Source organism: Mesorhizobium sp. LSHC412B00, from assembly GCF_000503035.1.
Classification (GTDB): Bacteria; Pseudomonadota; Alphaproteobacteria; order Rhizobiales; family Rhizobiaceae; genus Mesorhizobium.
Genome location: NZ_AYWB01000001.1, coordinates 656,574 through 670,950, shown reverse-complemented (window position 1 = coordinate 670,950; position 14,377 = coordinate 656,574). Strand labels below are relative to the sequence as shown.

Below are 14,377 nucleotides of genomic sequence, written 5' to 3'. Positions count from 1 at the left end.
TCACCTGGCCAGCGTCAGATCGACAAAGCCGTCGACGAACAGCGACAGCATGGTGCCGATGGCGAAGTAGAAGATGATCATGCCGCCGGCGATGACGAAAGGCAGTGAGATGAAGTAGACCGGAATCTGCGGCGTCAGCTTGTTGACGAAGCCGATCGTCAAATTGACCAGGATGGCATAGGCGATGAACGGGCTGCCGAGCCGGATGACCAGGAAGAAGGCGTCCGACACCGTGTCGGTGAGATCGACCAGGGCGGCCTGCGGATTGAAGAAGACGTTGACCGGCGCCACCGTGTAGGAGGCGACCAGAGCGCGGATGATCTCGTGGTCGAAATCGAAGACGAAGAGCAGCAGCAACGCTGAAAACGAGATGATGGCGGCGAGGGCCGCCTGCGGCTCTGGCTCCTCGATGGCGGGGCCGCCGGTGCCGCCATAGCCGATCAGCATGGCGATGGCCGAACCCATGAAGCGCAGCGCCTCCATGTAGAGCCTCGTCATCGCGCCGATCAGCCCGCCGACCAAAAGTTCGGAGATGATCATCGGCGCCAGCACCTGCGGACGCGCATCGACGAAGGGAAAGATCTTGTCCCACAGGAAGGCGAGCAGGCCACCGGTGGCGGCGATCGACACGAACAGCCGGACCTGGACCGGCACGCGAGCGCTGGACAGGCCCGGCATCAGCATGAAGCAGGCGCCGATGCGACAGAAGGCGAGGAAGGCGGCGATGACGACGCCTTGCGACAGTATGTTCACGAGATCGTCCCGAGCACCTTGATCTCGACGCCCTTGGCGATTTCGACATGGGAGAGAACGGGAAGCGTCGTGAACAGGCGCTCGATGATCATGCGCACATAGGGGCGAGCATCGGGCGCGGTGACGAGGACAAAACGCTCGCCGGCCTCGAGATGCTTGCGGATCGCCTTGGTCGCGTCCTGGCCGAATTCCTCCAGCTGGCGCGGGTCGATGTCGAATTCGCGCACCTCGCCCTTGGCGTCGCGCTTGAGGCTCTGGTGGAAGGCGAGGTCCCAGCGGTTGCCGAGGCGCAGCACCTTGAGCATGCCGCCCTCGGAGAGATCGCCGCAGATCTGCTGGGCCATGCGGATGCGGACATGCTCGACGATCTGCTCGGTGCGGCGCACATGCGGCGCGATCTCGGCGATAGCCTCGATGATCAAATGCAGGTTGCGGATCGATACGCGTTCGGCCAGCAGCAATTTGAGCACCGCCTGCAGGCCGGGATAGGAGATGTGCGAGGTGCAGATCTCGTCGGCGAGCTTGCGGTATTCCGGATCCTGGCGCTCGAGCAGCGCCTTCATGTCCTTGTAGGACAGAAGCTGCGGCAGGTTGTTGCGGATCACCTCGGACAAATGGGTGAGCAGCACCGACATGTTGTCGGCAAAGGTATAGTTCTCGCGCTTCAGATCCTCGGCGAAGGTTTCGAGCACCGAGAAGGCGCGCATGCCGAAGGCCGGCTCGCGGATTTCCTCGCCGGGAACGTCGGGCAAATCCCGGTTGCCGAGCAGCACCATGATCTCGCCGACGCGCATCTGGTATTCGGCGACGACGGTGCCGTGGACCTTGATCTGATAGCTTTTCGGCGGGATGCCGAAATCGTCGGCGACGCGCACTTCCGGCACGACGAAGCCATATTGCGTGGCAAATTTCTTGCGCATCTTGGCCATGCGGAACACCAGTTCCTGATGCGACACCAGCAGCCGCGTCGACAGCTGTTTGCCGATCAGAAGCTCGATCTCGGCGGTGGTCAGCGAAGCCTTGACCGAGTTCTTCTCTTCCTCGACCTTGTTCGCCTTCTCCAGATCCTTGATCGCTTCGGCGGCGGCAGCCTCGCGGTTGGCGCGCATCGGGATGACGTAGCCAAGGCCGGCCATGCCGGCGGCTAGCGTGAAGAACGGGAAGAACGGCAGGCCGGGCATCAGGCCGAGCAGGACGAGCAGCGAGGCCGCGACATAGAGCGCGCGCGGATGCGCACCGAGCTGGCCGAACACCGCCTGGTTGGTCGAGCCGCGCGTGCCGCCCTTGGACACAAGCAGGCCGGCGGCGAGCGAAACGATAAGCGCCGGGATCTGGGTGACCAGGCCGTCGCCGACCGACAGTTTGATGAAGACATCGGCGGCTTCGCCCATGCCCATGCCGTGCCTGATGTAGCCGATGGCGATGCCGCCGACGATGTTGATGGCGGTGATGATGAGGCCGGCAATGGCGTCGCCGCGGACGAATTTCGAGGCGCCGTCCATCGAGCCGAAGAAGGAGGATTCCTCTTCCAGCTCGCGGCGGCGCAGCTGCGCGGTCTTGTCGTCGATCATGCCGGCGGACAGGTCGGCGTCGATCGACATCTGCTTGCCCGGGATAGCGTCCAGGGTGAAGCGGGCGCCGACTTCGGCAATACGGGTGGCGCCCTTGGTGATGACGATGAAGTTGACCACGATCAGGATCATGAAGACGATCAGGCCGATGACGAAATCGCTGGCCATCACAAGTTTGGAGAAGCCGGCGATGACATAGCCGGCGGCGTGCGTGCCTTCATTGCCATGCGACAGGATCATGCGCGTCGTGGCGATGTTGAGCGACAGCCGCAGCATGGTGGCGATCAGCAGCACGGTCGGGAAGGACGAGAAATCGAGCGGCCGCTGGATCCACAGCGCCACCATCAGGATCAGCACCGACAGTGCGATCGAGAAGGCGAGGCCGATGTCGATGAGGAAGGCCGGGATCGGCAGGAACAGCACGGCCAGGATGATGACGATGCCGATGGCGAAGAAGACATCGCGGCCGTTCTTGGCCACTGTTCCTGTCGCTAAGCTTTCGCTGACGGCCATATCGTCCCCAATCACAAGCCTGCCGAGCACGCGACAGCCCTTCGAGCCTAACCGGTCAAGCTTGCGCGAGGGTGGGAGGACTGGTTACTTGCCAGGACGACAGAGGCCTTGAGGAGAGAGATCATGCTGGTGATCATCGGCACCATTCGCCTGCCTGCGCAACTGCTCGACGAGGCAAGGCCGGCCATGCGGCGCATGATACTGGGCAGCCGTGCGGAGCCCGGCTGCATCGAATACTCCTACGCGCAGGACGTGCTCGACGTCGGGCTCATCCATGTAACCGAGGTGTGGAGCGACAGGGCCGCGCTCGACGCGCATTTCCGCTCGCCTCACATCGCCGATTGGCGGGCGAGCTGGGCATCGCTCGGCATAGGCGAGCGCAACCTCATGCTCTATGAGGCCGGCGAGCCGAAGCCGATCTGAGGACCGGGCACAGTCAAGAAGGCGTGGGCCCAAGAAAATCTAGCAGGCGTTGACCTGTCTGCAGGACCATCCGCCGCCATCGGTATCGTGGCAGTCTTCATAGCTGCCGTAGCAGGTGTTCGTCGAATTGCGATACCAAGGGTAGCCGCCGGGACAGCAAACATCTTGTTGTGCAGTCTGGATAAATTCCTTTGCCGGCCGGCTTTGGTTTTCCGGATTGCCTCCCGCCAAAAAAAGAGACATCGGGTGTGACACAACAGACCTAACCGGCATATCCATGCTTGAATTGCTCACCGCAGACGAGCTCAAAAAAATCATGCCGACAGCTAATGAAAAAAATCCCCGCGCACTCATCTTCTCCTCCTTGAGGGAAATAGAGACGGCCAAAAATAACACAGCTGCGTCGATTGCGTAAGCGATCGCTCATATACCTCGACACGCTCGCGGGGAATTGAAGCGGGGCGGCAAGCCTGACTGCGCCTCAGCGCCAGAATGGCGCCGCAAGCAGCCGGCATTATGTCGGCGTGCTGATCGTCGCCGAACTGCACAGCGATCCGTCCGATGGTGAGACGCCGGTGCTGGCGCCGGCCAAATTCCGGCATGCGGTGCTGGTGCCGACCATGAACGTCCGGTCCACCGCCGAAACCATCCAGCGCGCCGTCGCCGAGGAACTGGCGGTGGTCGAGAATTTCGACAACCGGGCCGTTGTCGGGCTTTTGACCGAGGGCCATCTGATGCGGCGCTACGCGGAGGAACTCGACAAGGCGCGGCGCGACCGGGCGAAGACTAGGCCTCGGCCGGCATCTTAAATGTCCCTACTCGGCGCTTGCCACGTGTACAGTGTCACTGTACAAATTGTTCAGTGGGAGAAAAAGACGGGATGAGCACCGACCAGGCTCCGGTCAAGAATGGCGTCGCCTCGACGGCGACGCATGCCCATCAGATGCTGGGCCAGCGGCTGAAGAGCCTGCGTCTCGGCCGGCGGCTTTCGCTGCGCGAACTCGCCGAGCTGACCGGGACCAGCGCCAGCTTCATCAGCCAGCTCGAGCGCGGCCTGACCGGCGCCAGCACCGCCTCGCTCAACCAGATGGCCTCGGCGCTGGGTGTAAGCGTGGCGATGCTGTTCGAGGATAGTGCCGCCGGGCAGCGCGGGGTCTTGCTGCGCAGCGAGCGGCCGAGCCTGCCGCCCAGCGACGGCTGCCGCAAGATGCTGCTCTCGCGTCCCCCTTTAAGCGACATGGAAGTCTATGTCGGCGAGTTCGAAATCGGCGGCTCGACCGGCCCAGCGCTCTACACCCATGGCGACGCGCACGAGATGCTCGTCGTGCTGCGCGGCATCGTCGAGGTTTCGCTCGGCGATGTCAGGCATGTGCTGGAAGAGGGCGACAGCATCGAATACGCGACATCGACAGCACATCGCTCAGAGAACATCGGCAGTGGCCGAGCCGAGGTGATGTGGATCATTGCGCCACCGACTTCGGTGCGCGCCGAACTCGATCAATACAGGGCCTGGAAACCGCTCGCAGCCAGGTAGGTTCAATCCATGCGGGTCAAATGGGAGAACAATAATCATGCTGAAAACAAGACATCTTGGCCTTGGCGCCGTGCTGGCGCTCGGCGTTCTGGCAACCGCAGCGTTCGCGCAGGAAAAGCCTGTCGCGGGTGAGGTCAAGGAAGGCTCGCTCAAGGGCAAGACGCTGACGCTCGTCTCTTATGGCGGCATCTACCAGGACGGCCAGGCCGCCGCGCTCAAGGAGTTCGTCGAAAAGTCCGGCGCCACGCTGCTCAATGACGGGCCGACAGAGATCGCCAAGCTGCAGGCGCAGGTCGAATCCGGCAACGTCACCTGGGACGTCGTCGACACCGCCGACCTGCCGCCTTACGTCTATTGCGGCAAGCTGTTCCAGAAGCTTGATTTCAGCAAGCTCGACGTCTCCAAGGTGCCCGAGGGCCAGGTCGGCGAATGCTCGGTGCCGGCCATGAACTACGGCGTCGTGCTGATGTACAACAAGGAGAAGTATGGGGATAACCCACCCAAGAACTGGGCCGATTTCTTCGACACGGCAAAATTCCCCGGCACGCGCGCGCTCGACGGTTCGGGCGACCCGACGGGCGGCCTGCTGGAGCAGGCGTTGAAGGCCTCTGGCGGCGACCCGAAGGCGATGACGGTGGCCGACATCGACAAGGCCATCGATGTCATCCGCAAGCTCGGTCCCGACACGATCTATTGGAAGACCGGCGCTGAATCGCAGCAGCTTGCCGAATCTGGCGAAGCCGACATGCTGATGATGTGGACCGGACGTGCCATGACGGCGGTGAAGAACGGCGCCAAATATGCGCCGGCCTGGCAGGACTGGCTGGTGGTGATGGACCAGATGACCATTCCGGTCGGCGTCAAGGATACGGATGCGGCTTATGCGCTGCTCAATGCCTATCTCGGCAAGGGGGCGCAGGAGATCCTGGCGCAGCAGACCTCCTATACGCCGATCAACAATGACGCGCAGCCCAAGGTCGATGCGTCGGTCGCCGCCTTCCTGACCAACACGCCCGAGCGCCAGAAGCAGGGTTACAAGCAGAACATCAAGTTCTGGGTCGAGAACTTCCCGGTGGCGCAGGAGAAGTGGTCGGCGCTGATGGCCGGCAACTGAACAGCCAAGTGAGAGCCAGGCCGTGAGCGCGTCCGAACCCATCGCCCAACCCGCCGCCCATGCGCGGTCGGGTCGGGCATGGCGGCCGTTCGCGCTCACGGCGCCGGCGCTCATCCTGCTCGTCGCGGTGATCGGGTATCCGCTGCTCACCATCGTGCTGCGCAGCCTGTCGGAACCTGAGTGGGGGCTGCAGAACTATGCCTGGTTCTTCGGCGCGCCGGTCAACCTGACAGTGCTGCAGCGGACTTTCGTGATTTCGGCCTGGGTGACGCTGGTCTGCGTCATCGCGGCCTATCCCTATGCCTATCTGATGACCGCGGTCGGGCCGCGCGTCCGGCTGGTGCTTGTGCTTTGCGTGCTGATCCCGTTCTGGGTGAGTGGTGTGGTGCGAACGCTGTCATGGGTGATCCTGCTGCAGGATTCGGGCGTCATCAATTCGTTGCTGCGCTCGGTCGGGTTCGGCGCGGTCAAGCTGATCCGCACCCAGACCGGCGTGGTCATCGGCATGGCGCAGGTGCTGTTGCCGTTCATGATCCTGCCGCTCTATTCCGTGATGCAAGGCATCGACCTCAGGCTGATGCGTGCGGCGCAAAGCCTCGGTGCGCGGCCGTCGCGCGCGTTCTTCACCGTCTATCTGCCGCTGTCGCTGCCCGGCGTCTATGCCGGCGCGGTCATCGTCTTCATCCTGTCGCTCGGCTTCTACATCACGCCGGCTTTGCTCGGCGGCCCGCGCTCGACCATGCTGTCGACGCTGGTGCAGACGCAGGTGCTGAGCCTGCTGCAATGGGGCAGGGGCGGCGCCATGGGCGTCGTTCTGCTGGTCACCACCTTCGTGCTGCTGGCGCTGGCAGCACCTGTGATGCGGTCCAGGCATCGGGAAGCGGGGCGGCGCTGATGGAGATGAAGCCGCTCACCCGCGTTCTTCTCGGGCTCGTCTGCCTGCTGGTGGCGATATGGCTGGTGGCGCCGACGCTGGTCGTGGTGCCGATGTCGTTCAACGAAAACAAATCGCTGGCGTTTCCGCCGCAAGGCTTTTCCTGGCAGTGGTACCAGAATTTCGCCACCAATCCGGACTGGTCGAACAGCTTCCTGAATTCGCTGAAGGTCGCCTCGATCGTGGCGGTGCTGGCGACGGTGCTCGGCACGCTTGCCACCTTCGGCCTCGACCGCATGAAGGCGCGGCCGGCGAACCTTTTGCGTATGCTGATGCTGACGCCGATGGTGGTGCCGGGCGTGGTGCTGGCGATCGGCATCTATGCCGTCTATCTCGACACGCAGCTCGTCGGGACGCTGCTCGGCTTCGTGCTGGCCCACACCATCCTTGCGCTGCCCTTCGTGCTGATCGCGGTCTCGGCCAGTCTCGAAGTGTTCGACCGCCGGCTGGAGACAGCCGCAGCCAGCCTGGGCGCCGGCGCACTGACCACGTTTCGCACGGTGACGCTGCCGCTGATCGCGCCGGGCGTGCTCTCGGGCCTGCTGTTCGCCTTCGCCACCTCGTTCGACGAGATTGTCGTGTCGCTGTTCATCACGAACCCCTATCTCAAGACATTGCCGGTGCAGATCTTCGCCTCGATTACGCGCGATGCCGACCCGACGGTGGCGGCCGTCGGCACGATCCTGCTTTTCGCGACCACGATCCTGATCGCCGGCGGCATGCTCCTTCTTGGCCGCGAGCGGAAAGGACGCCAATGAATCCGAAGCCGACAAGCAAGGGCGCCTCGATCGATCTCGAAGCGATCAGCAAGGCCTATGGCGGCTTCAAGGCGCTGGACGGCGTGTCGCTGCGCATCGAGCCCGGCGAGTTCATGACGCTGCTTGGCCCCAGTGGTTCGGGCAAGACGACGACGCTCAACGTGATCGCCGGTTTTACCGACGTCACCAGCGGCAAGCTTTTGGTTGGGGAAAAGAGCGTCGTCGGCGTGCCGGCGCACAAGCGCAACATCGGCGTCGTCTTCCAGCACTACGCGCTGTTCCCGCATATGAGCGTCGGCCGCAACGTCGCCTATCCGCTGACGCTGCGCGGCGTCGACCAGGCGACGCGGCAGACACGCGTGGCAAGGGCGCTCGACATGGTCAAGATGGGCGATTTTGCGCATCGCTATCCCAGCGAATTGTCGGGAGGCCAGCAGCAGCGCGTGGCGTTGGCACGCGCCATCGTCTTCGACCCGCCGCTGCTCTTGATGGACGAGCCGCTCGGCGCGCTCGACAAGAAGCTGCGCGAATGGCTGCAGCTCGAGATCAAGCGCATCCACCGCGAGCTCGGCACCACCTTCGTCTATGTCACGCATGATCAGGAAGAGGCGCTGGTGCTGTCCGACCGCATCGCCGTGTTCAACCGCGGGCGCATCGAGCAGGTCGGCACCGGCCGTCAGCTCTATGACGAGCCGGCAACGCTGTTCGTCGGCCGCTTCATCGGCGATTCCACCGTGCTGCGCGGCAAGGCGCGCAGCGATGGCAACAGCACCGCGCTGAGCATCGCCGGCGAGACGGTGACGGTACCGCGTAAGCTGTCGGGAGAAGCCAGTCCGGTGATGCTGCTGCGTCCCGAAAAGCTCGCGATCCAAAGAGCCGGCCAAAGTGCTGCCAATGGCGCCAACCGCCTGTCGGGGACGATCGCGGAAGCCATCTATCTCGGCTCGGAATCGAAATACGAAGTTAAGCTCGCCGACGGCTCGGCCGCGATCGTGCGCTCACCGGTGACCGGCGAGAGTTTTGGCCTCGGCGACAAGGTCGAGCTCTGCTTCGACGGCAGCGACGCCAAGCTGCTGGCGGACGACGCAAGCGCCGACACCACACTCACCTGATCCCATCTGGCCTGATCCCATCTGAAAGTCATTCCATGCAAGCCAAGCGCAACGGCGACATATCGTTCTGGTATGCGGATCTGGGGGCGGTTCCCGTTCCGCGCCCGCACTTGCCTGGAAACATCGAGGCCGATGTCGCCATTGTCGGCGCCGGCTATACTGGCCTGTGGACCGCCTACTATCTGAAAAAGGCGAAGCCATCGCTGCGCGTCGTGATCGTCGAGCGCGAATTTGCCGGCTTCGGCGCTTCGGGGCGCAATGGCGGCTGGCTGTCGGGCGGCTTCAGCTGGTCGCGCGAAAAATATCTCAAGACATCGAGCCGCCAAGGCGTGATGGCGATGCAGGCGGCGATGGCAGGCTGCGTTGATGAAGTGATCCGGGTCGCGACCGAGGAAGGCATCGACGCCGACATTCGCCGCGTCGACAATCTGACGGTGGCCACCAACGCAGCGCAGTTGGAGCGCGTGCGCGAAGAATGCGAGACGATCCGTTCCTGGGATGTCGACCCGAACCGCGTCGAGATGCTGGACGCCGCCTCAACGCGCACGCGCATCAACATCCGTAACGTCATGGGCGGCTTCGTCGTCCATGGCCAGGCGCGGGTGCAGCCGGCCAAGCTGGTGCGTGGGCTTGCCGATGCCGTCGAGCGGCTGGGCGTGCCGATCTATGAGAAGACGACGGTGACAAGCATCGCCAAGGGCAGCGTGACGACAGACCGCGGTACGGTGCAGGCGGAGAGGATCATCCGCGCGACCGAGGGTTTTACATCAGGCATCCCCGGCGAGGAGCGGACCTGGCTGGCGCTCAACAGCGCGCAGATCGTGACTGAGCCGCTGCCTGCCGACCTGTGGCGCGACATCGGTTGGGAAGGGCACGAACTGCTCGGCAATGCGGCGCATGCCTATTGCTATGCCCAGCGCACGCGTGAGGGACGCATCACGATGGGCGGACGCGGCGTGCCTTATCGCTACGGCTCGCGCACCGACGTCAACGGCCAGACGCAGCAGGCCACGATCGACCAGCTGCACACGATCCTGACGACGCTCTTGCCGCAGACCAAGGGATGCCGCATCGATCACGCCTGGTGCGGCGTGCTCGGCGTGCCGCGCGACTGGTGCACCACGGTCGGCCTCGATCCCGCGACCCGCATCGGCTGGGCCGGCGGCTATGTCGGCCTCGGCGTGTCCAGCTCCAACCTTTCGGGGCGCACGCTGGCTGACCTTGTTCTCGGGGCAAACACCGAGCTGACGAAGCTGCCCTGGGTCAACCGCAAGGTCAGGCCATGGGAACCGGAGCCCTTCCGCTGGCTGGGCGTGCATTCGATGTACCAGCTTTATCGCATTGCCGATGGCCGCGAGGCGGCAGGGCTTGCGCGCACCTCGAAGCTGGCCGCGTTGGCCGACAGCATCACCGGCCACTAAAGCCATTTGTTCTCACGCAATTCCGGGGCAGACCCCTTTCCTGGAATTGCTCTTATCCATGGAGCTAGACTTGATCGATCTTTCGACCTTCCACGATCTCGCCAAGGCCGAGATCGGCGCGTTCTCTCCTAAGCCAAGCTCGATTGAAGGCGATCAGGTCGAGGCCGTGCGCTCGTTCTTTCAATCGCCTGACGGGACTGTCGATGTCGGCATCTGGGAATGCACGCCCGGCCGCTTCACCGCCGATCGTTCGGACTCGTCGGAGATCTGCCACATCATTTCGGGGCGCGTGGAACTGAGCCGCATCGATGGCGAGGTGCGGGAACTCGGTCCGGGCGATCTCCTCGTCCTGCCGCAGGGCTGGAAGGGCGAGTGGCTGATACGCGAGACCACGCGCAAGCTCTACATGATCCAGAGCGCCGGCTGACCGGCGCTACGGCTATGGCGAGCTCAGTGATCGATCGGCCCCTTCGGCGAGACCAGCGCGGTGCCGGCGGTCGTCGGGCGCTCGATCAGGCGGCGCACGCGCGGCGGTTCGTCGCCGCTGTGCAGCGCCCGCACCCGCTCGCCGACGACGGCGTCGGCATGGGTGGCGCGCCGGTTGTGGCGGATGTATTCCAGCCAGGTCGGCGTGTGGTAGTGTTCGATCCAGACTGCGGGATTTTCTAGGTCCCGAGCCAGCGTCCAGTTGCGGGCGCCGTCGCGGCGGCGGATGCGCCCGCGCTCGGCCATGGTGGCGAGGAATTCGGGTACATCTTCGTCGCGGATAATGTACTCTATCATGATGGCGATGGGGCCGCTGCGCGGCTTCAGGTCGAGGCCGAGATGCGGCTCCTTGAAGCGGTTGAGCGGGTCGAGGTTGAGAGTCGTCTGCTGCGGCAGCGGCAGGAACAGGCCGATGGCGCCGCCAACAAGCATCGCGATGGCCGCCGCAATCAGCGCGGTTTCGGCGCCATGCGCATCGGCAACGACGCCCCAGATCCAGCTGCCCAGCGCAATGCCGCCGAAGGTCGCCGTCTGGTAGACCGACAGCACCCGGCCGACGACCCAGCGCGGCGTCGACATCTGCACCGTGACGTTGAAATGCGACAGCGCGATCACCCAGCAGGCGCCGCCGATGAGCAAACCCGCCGCAGTCTGCCAGGCATTGAGGCTGATGGCGGCATTGAAGGCGCAGACGGCAAAGCCGGCGAAGGCCATCCGCACCATCGTCTCGCTGGACAGCAATTGTCTGAGACGCACGCTTATCAGCGCGCCGCCGACGGCGCCGATGCCGAAGGCGCCGAGCATGATGCCGTAGGTCAAGGCATCGCCCTTGACGACGTCGCGCGCCACCAGCGGCAGCAGCGCCAAAACCGCGCCGGCGCTGAAGCCGAAGGCGGAGCCCCTGACCAGCACCTTGCCGATGTTGGGCGACATGGCGACATAGCGCAGGCCGGCGCCCATGGCGGCGCCCAGCGTCTCGCGCGGCAGCGTCGAGACCGGCAGCTCCGGCTTCCAGCGGAAGAGCACGATGATGAGACCTATATAGCTCAGCGCATTGGCGGCGAACGCAGCAGCCGCACCAGCGGCGGCAACGATGATGCCGCCGATCGCCGGGCCGACGCTGCGTGTCAGGTTGAAGCCCAGTGAATTGAGTGCAACCGCGGCCGGCAGCTTGTTGCGCGGCACCATGTCGCCGACCGATGCCTGCCAGGACGGGTTGTTGAGCGCCGTGCCGCTGTCGATTAGGAAGGTGAAGGCAAGCAGCGTCCACGGCGTCATCCAGCCGTTCCAGGTGAACAGCGTTAGAAGTGCAGAGACGACCAGCATGAAGATTTGGGCGATCAGCATCACCTTGCGCCGGTTGAAGCTGTCGGCGATGGCGCCGGCGACGAGTGCAAACAGCATGATCGGCAGAGTGGCCGAGGCCTGGACCAGCGCCACCTGATAGGGCGACGTGGCGATGGTGGTCATCATCCAGGCGGCGCCGACGCCCTGGATCAGGCCACCGAAATTCGACACCAGGCTGGCCGACCAGACGGCGCGGAAGATGCCGTGCCGGAACGGCGCCAGCGCCGAAACGCGTTCGCTGTCCGGCTCGTCATCGATCATCAGACCTGTCCCACCTTAACGTGCTGGTTTCGTCCGCGGGGACGACAATCATGGCATCCGTTTGAAATAGAGCACGACATCCAAAAGGGCGAACGCGTCTTCGAAAAAGATCATGGTCCAACAACAGGATAGCAAGGCGAAAATACGTCAGCCGGGAATGGTCCGCTACCCAGAGCGATGTTCTCATTGGTCCACTGCGCGGGGCTGTCGGCCGCGCGCGAAGTCAGCTTCTGTCCCGCGCAGCGGTATGCAACGCTTCGGTCAGCGTGCCTGTCGTCTCGCCGCCGGCGTGAAGGCGCAGGAAAAGCTCCATGCCGACAAGCCGCAGCCTGGACGGTTGCTCGCGCCGCGCCAACTGGACCATGTCCTCCAAATTCGCGGCGGGCCATTTCAAGGCATCGCGCAGGAAACCGCCGCGTAGCAAAGTCTCCGTGCCGGCCGAAAATTGCGACGACATCTCGAAGCCGATCTTGCGCGCCTGGACGTTCTGGCGCGGAATATGCTTTTCAGCGACCTTTCGCAAAAGCCATTTTCCTGTTTTGTCGCGGTATTTCTGCCGCCTCGGCAAATGGATGGCGAAGTCGATCAGGCGGTTTTCCAGGAACGGGACCCGCAGTTCCACGGACGCCGCCATGCTCAGCCGGTCGTGCCGGTGCAGGATGTCCTGCAGATGCGAATAGAGGTCGTAGAGGCAACTACCGAGAAAGGCGCGATCCGCGGGCGGCATAACCGGCTCCAGGCGGTCGAAGATCTCGGTTTGCAGAAAATTCAGCTCCGGCGACAAAGCACGCAGGACCATGCTGCGATCCATTTGTGAGTGGCTTCCAGCCGAGACCTTGTAGGGGGCATGACGCTGTTGCTCGAATCTCCGGTCGAGCGAGCGCTTCGAATGGACCAGGCGCCGGGGCCACGACCAGGAACGCCACTTCTTCATGCTCAAGGCCTGCAATGGGTAGCCGCCAAACAATTCGTCTGCGCCTTCGCCGGTGAGCAGCACCTTGACGCCATCGGCCCGGCATCGTTCGGCAAGCGCCAGCAGCGCGACATGGCTGGCGTGCCAGCCATCGCTTTCAAGATGCCAGATTACCCTTGGCCAAAGCTCGAAAAACCGGTTCCTGTCGACCGGCACCCGGCGCAAGGGCACGCCCACATGGCGGCCGGTGCGTTCGGCGTCTTCGGCCTCGCTGTGGCCGAGCTGCGGGTCGACGACATAACCATGGACTTCCAGCCTGAACCGCTTTGCCAGCGCCGTTATCAGGCCGGAATCGACACCGCTGCTGCAGGCGGTGGCAACGCTGGTATCGGCGATGCAGTGAAGTCCGACGCTGTCCTTGAGCAACGCCTCGAGCGTCGCCATGTGTTCAGCATCAGAGGATGCATCGCCGGTAATGCGCGCGGTCTCCAGCACGTCCAGCACATGCCAGAAGCGGCGCTTCTCGATAACGCCATCGGTGATCTTCCACAGGCCGGCGGGCGGCAGGCGCTCGATGCGGTCGAACAGGCTGTAGCTGGAATCGCGGCTCTGCCAGGCAAGCCGCAAGGTGATCTCGCGGCTGTCGATGTCGCGCGGAAAACCGTCGCAGGCGAGGATCGCCTTGTCCTCCGAGGCGAACAGGATTCGCTCCGGCGTGTCGGCCACCGACATCGGCTTGATTCCAAGACGGTCACGCGCAAGCCACAGCGCACTGCTGCGAGCGTCGAAATAGGCGAAGGAAAACATCCCGTCGAACAGCGGCACGGCTTTTTCGGGGCCCCAGTGATGCAAGGCTTCGAGAACCACTTCGGCATCGCAGATGGTTCGAAAGACGACGCCTTGCGCCTGCAGCGTTTCGCGCAGCGAGCGGTAATTGTAGACCTCGCCATTGTAGACGAGAACGCCATCGCCGGAAGAAGTCAGCATCGGCTCACGGGCGGCGGGCGAGGGATCGATGATGGTAAGTCGGCGGTGACCGAGCGCCAGCCGATTGTTGTGCCAGCTGTCATGATCGTCGGGGCCGCGATGTACCAACGCCTGCATCATGCTGGCGACATCCGACAGGTCGTTGGCGTCGATCGGGTTTCGTTTGCGCCAGACGCCGGCTATTCCGCACATGGCCTGCCGGTGAGTTCTGCCTGAGTCATGGCCTGCAATCTAGCCGGAACACAGCCGC

General features: G+C 63.7%; 14 protein-coding genes. 9 read left to right on the top strand and 5 right to left on the bottom strand.

Features of this window, described 5'->3' with window-relative positions; all coding sequences use genetic code 11:
- Together fliR and flhA are read right to left on the bottom strand one after the other, a co-directional pair.
- The gene (gene fliR / locus X757_RS161470) at window positions 1–753 is read right to left on the bottom strand and encodes a flagellar biosynthetic protein FliR (protein WP_023691740.1); all 753 of its coding nucleotides are present in this window, start codon (window positions 751–753) and stop codon (window positions 1–3) included.
- Window positions 750–2,837 carry a flagellar biosynthesis protein FlhA gene (gene flhA / locus X757_RS161475; protein ID WP_023671908.1) on the bottom strand — a complete coding sequence of 696 codons (2,088 nt, stop codon included), beginning with the start codon at window positions 2,835–2,837 and terminating at the stop codon, window positions 750–752. The genes fliR and flhA overlap by 4 nt, the downstream gene beginning before the upstream one ends.
- Window positions 2,838–2,960: 123 nt before the next feature.
- Here flhA and X757_RS161480 point away from each other — a divergent pair, with 123 nt between their 5' ends.
- Complete coding sequence (locus X757_RS161480; RefSeq protein ID WP_023671907.1) at window positions 2,961–3,260, top strand: putative quinol monooxygenase; 300 nt, start codon at window positions 2,961–2,963, stop codon at window positions 3,258–3,260.
- Window positions 3,261–3,299: 39 nt separating this feature from the next.
- Here the strand turns inward: X757_RS161480 and X757_RS1000000167730 are convergent, their stop codons facing one another.
- Window positions 3,300–3,614: a hypothetical protein gene (locus X757_RS1000000167730; protein WP_155921527.1), complete on the bottom strand. Its 315-nt coding sequence runs from the start codon at window positions 3,612–3,614 to the stop codon at window positions 3,300–3,302.
- A 170-nt stretch (window positions 3,615–3,784) separates the two neighbouring features.
- On the opposite strand from X757_RS1000000167730, the gene X757_RS161485 reads away from it, so the two are divergent.
- From X757_RS161485 to X757_RS161520, 8 genes are all read left to right on the top strand, one after another.
- The gene (locus X757_RS161485) at window positions 3,785–4,069 is read left to right on the top strand and encodes a hypothetical protein (protein WP_023671906.1); all 285 of its coding nucleotides are present in this window, start codon (window positions 3,785–3,787) and stop codon (window positions 4,067–4,069) included.
- 71 nt (window positions 4,070–4,140) lie between these two features.
- Window positions 4,141–4,794: a helix-turn-helix domain-containing protein gene (locus tag X757_RS161490; protein ID WP_027049833.1), complete on the top strand. Its 654-nt coding sequence runs from the start codon at window positions 4,141–4,143 to the stop codon at window positions 4,792–4,794.
- A 37-nt stretch (window positions 4,795–4,831) separates the two neighbouring features.
- Window positions 4,832–5,908, top strand: a complete 1,077-nt coding sequence (locus X757_RS161495; protein WP_023686368.1) for an extracellular solute-binding protein — start codon at window positions 4,832–4,834, stop codon at window positions 5,906–5,908.
- A 22-nt stretch (window positions 5,909–5,930) separates the two neighbouring features.
- Window positions 5,931–6,803 (top strand): ABC transporter permease, encoded by an 873-nt coding sequence (locus X757_RS161500; protein WP_023671903.1) that lies wholly within the window; start codon window positions 5,931–5,933, stop codon window positions 6,801–6,803.
- The gene (locus tag X757_RS161505; RefSeq protein WP_023671902.1) at window positions 6,803–7,600 is read left to right on the top strand and encodes an ABC transporter permease; all 798 of its coding nucleotides are present in this window, start codon (window positions 6,803–6,805) and stop codon (window positions 7,598–7,600) included. Before X757_RS161500 ends, X757_RS161505 begins: the two co-directional genes overlap by 1 nt.
- A complete protein-coding gene (locus tag X757_RS161510) occupies window positions 7,597–8,712 on the top strand; it encodes an ABC transporter ATP-binding protein (RefSeq protein ID WP_023671901.1) in 1,116 nt (371 codons plus the stop codon). Before X757_RS161505 ends, X757_RS161510 begins: the two co-directional genes overlap by 4 nt.
- A gap of 35 nt (window positions 8,713–8,747) precedes the next feature.
- On the top strand, window positions 8,748–10,133 hold the full coding sequence (locus tag X757_RS161515; RefSeq protein WP_023725160.1) for an FAD-binding oxidoreductase: 1,386 nt from the start codon (window positions 8,748–8,750) through the stop codon (window positions 10,131–10,133).
- Between the two features lie 58 nt (window positions 10,134–10,191).
- Window positions 10,192–10,560, top strand: coding sequence for a cupin domain-containing protein (locus X757_RS161520; RefSeq protein ID WP_081725355.1), 369 nt, complete (start codon window positions 10,192–10,194; stop codon window positions 10,558–10,560).
- A 23-nt stretch (window positions 10,561–10,583) separates the two neighbouring features.
- Here X757_RS161520 and X757_RS161525 read toward each other — a convergent pair whose 3' ends face one another.
- Together X757_RS161525 and asnB are read right to left on the bottom strand one after the other, a co-directional pair.
- Window positions 10,584–12,227, bottom strand: a complete 1,644-nt coding sequence (locus X757_RS161525; protein ID WP_023671898.1) for an MFS transporter — start codon at window positions 12,225–12,227, stop codon at window positions 10,584–10,586.
- A 223-nt stretch (window positions 12,228–12,450) separates the two neighbouring features.
- Complete coding sequence (asnB, locus tag X757_RS161530) at window positions 12,451–14,319, bottom strand: asparagine synthase (glutamine-hydrolyzing) (protein ID WP_023725159.1); 1,869 nt, start codon at window positions 14,317–14,319, stop codon at window positions 12,451–12,453.
- Window positions 14,320–14,377 lie beyond the last annotated feature (58 nt).

Bases quoted from the DNA above. Each gene is read 5' to 3' on its own strand.
- flhA (WP_023671908.1), bottom strand. From the start codon at position 2,837: ATGGCCGTCAGCGAAAGCTTAGCGACAGGAACAGTGGCCAAGAACGGC.
- X757_RS161480 (WP_023671907.1), top strand. From the start codon at position 2,961: ATGCTGGTGATCATCGGCACCATTCGCCTGCCTGCGCAACTGCTCGAC.
- X757_RS1000000167730 (WP_155921527.1), bottom strand. From the start codon at position 3,614: ATGAGTGCGCGGGGATTTTTTTCATTAGCTGTCGGCATGATTTTTTTG.
- X757_RS161490 (WP_027049833.1), top strand. From the start codon at position 4,141: ATGAGCACCGACCAGGCTCCGGTCAAGAATGGCGTCGCCTCGACGGCG.
- X757_RS161495 (WP_023686368.1), top strand. From the start codon at position 4,832: ATGCTGAAAACAAGACATCTTGGCCTTGGCGCCGTGCTGGCGCTCGGC.
- X757_RS161505 (WP_023671902.1), top strand. From the start codon at position 6,803: ATGGAGATGAAGCCGCTCACCCGCGTTCTTCTCGGGCTCGTCTGCCTG.
- X757_RS161510 (WP_023671901.1), top strand. From the start codon at position 7,597: ATGAATCCGAAGCCGACAAGCAAGGGCGCCTCGATCGATCTCGAAGCG.
- X757_RS161515 (WP_023725160.1), top strand. From the start codon at position 8,748: ATGCAAGCCAAGCGCAACGGCGACATATCGTTCTGGTATGCGGATCTG.
- X757_RS161520 (WP_081725355.1), top strand. From the start codon at position 10,192: ATGGAGCTAGACTTGATCGATCTTTCGACCTTCCACGATCTCGCCAAG.
- X757_RS161525 (WP_023671898.1), bottom strand. From the start codon at position 12,227: ATGATCGATGACGAGCCGGACAGCGAACGCGTTTCGGCGCTGGCGCCG.
- asnB (WP_023725159.1), bottom strand. From the start codon at position 14,319: ATGTGCGGAATAGCCGGCGTCTGGCGCAAACGAAACCCGATCGACGCC.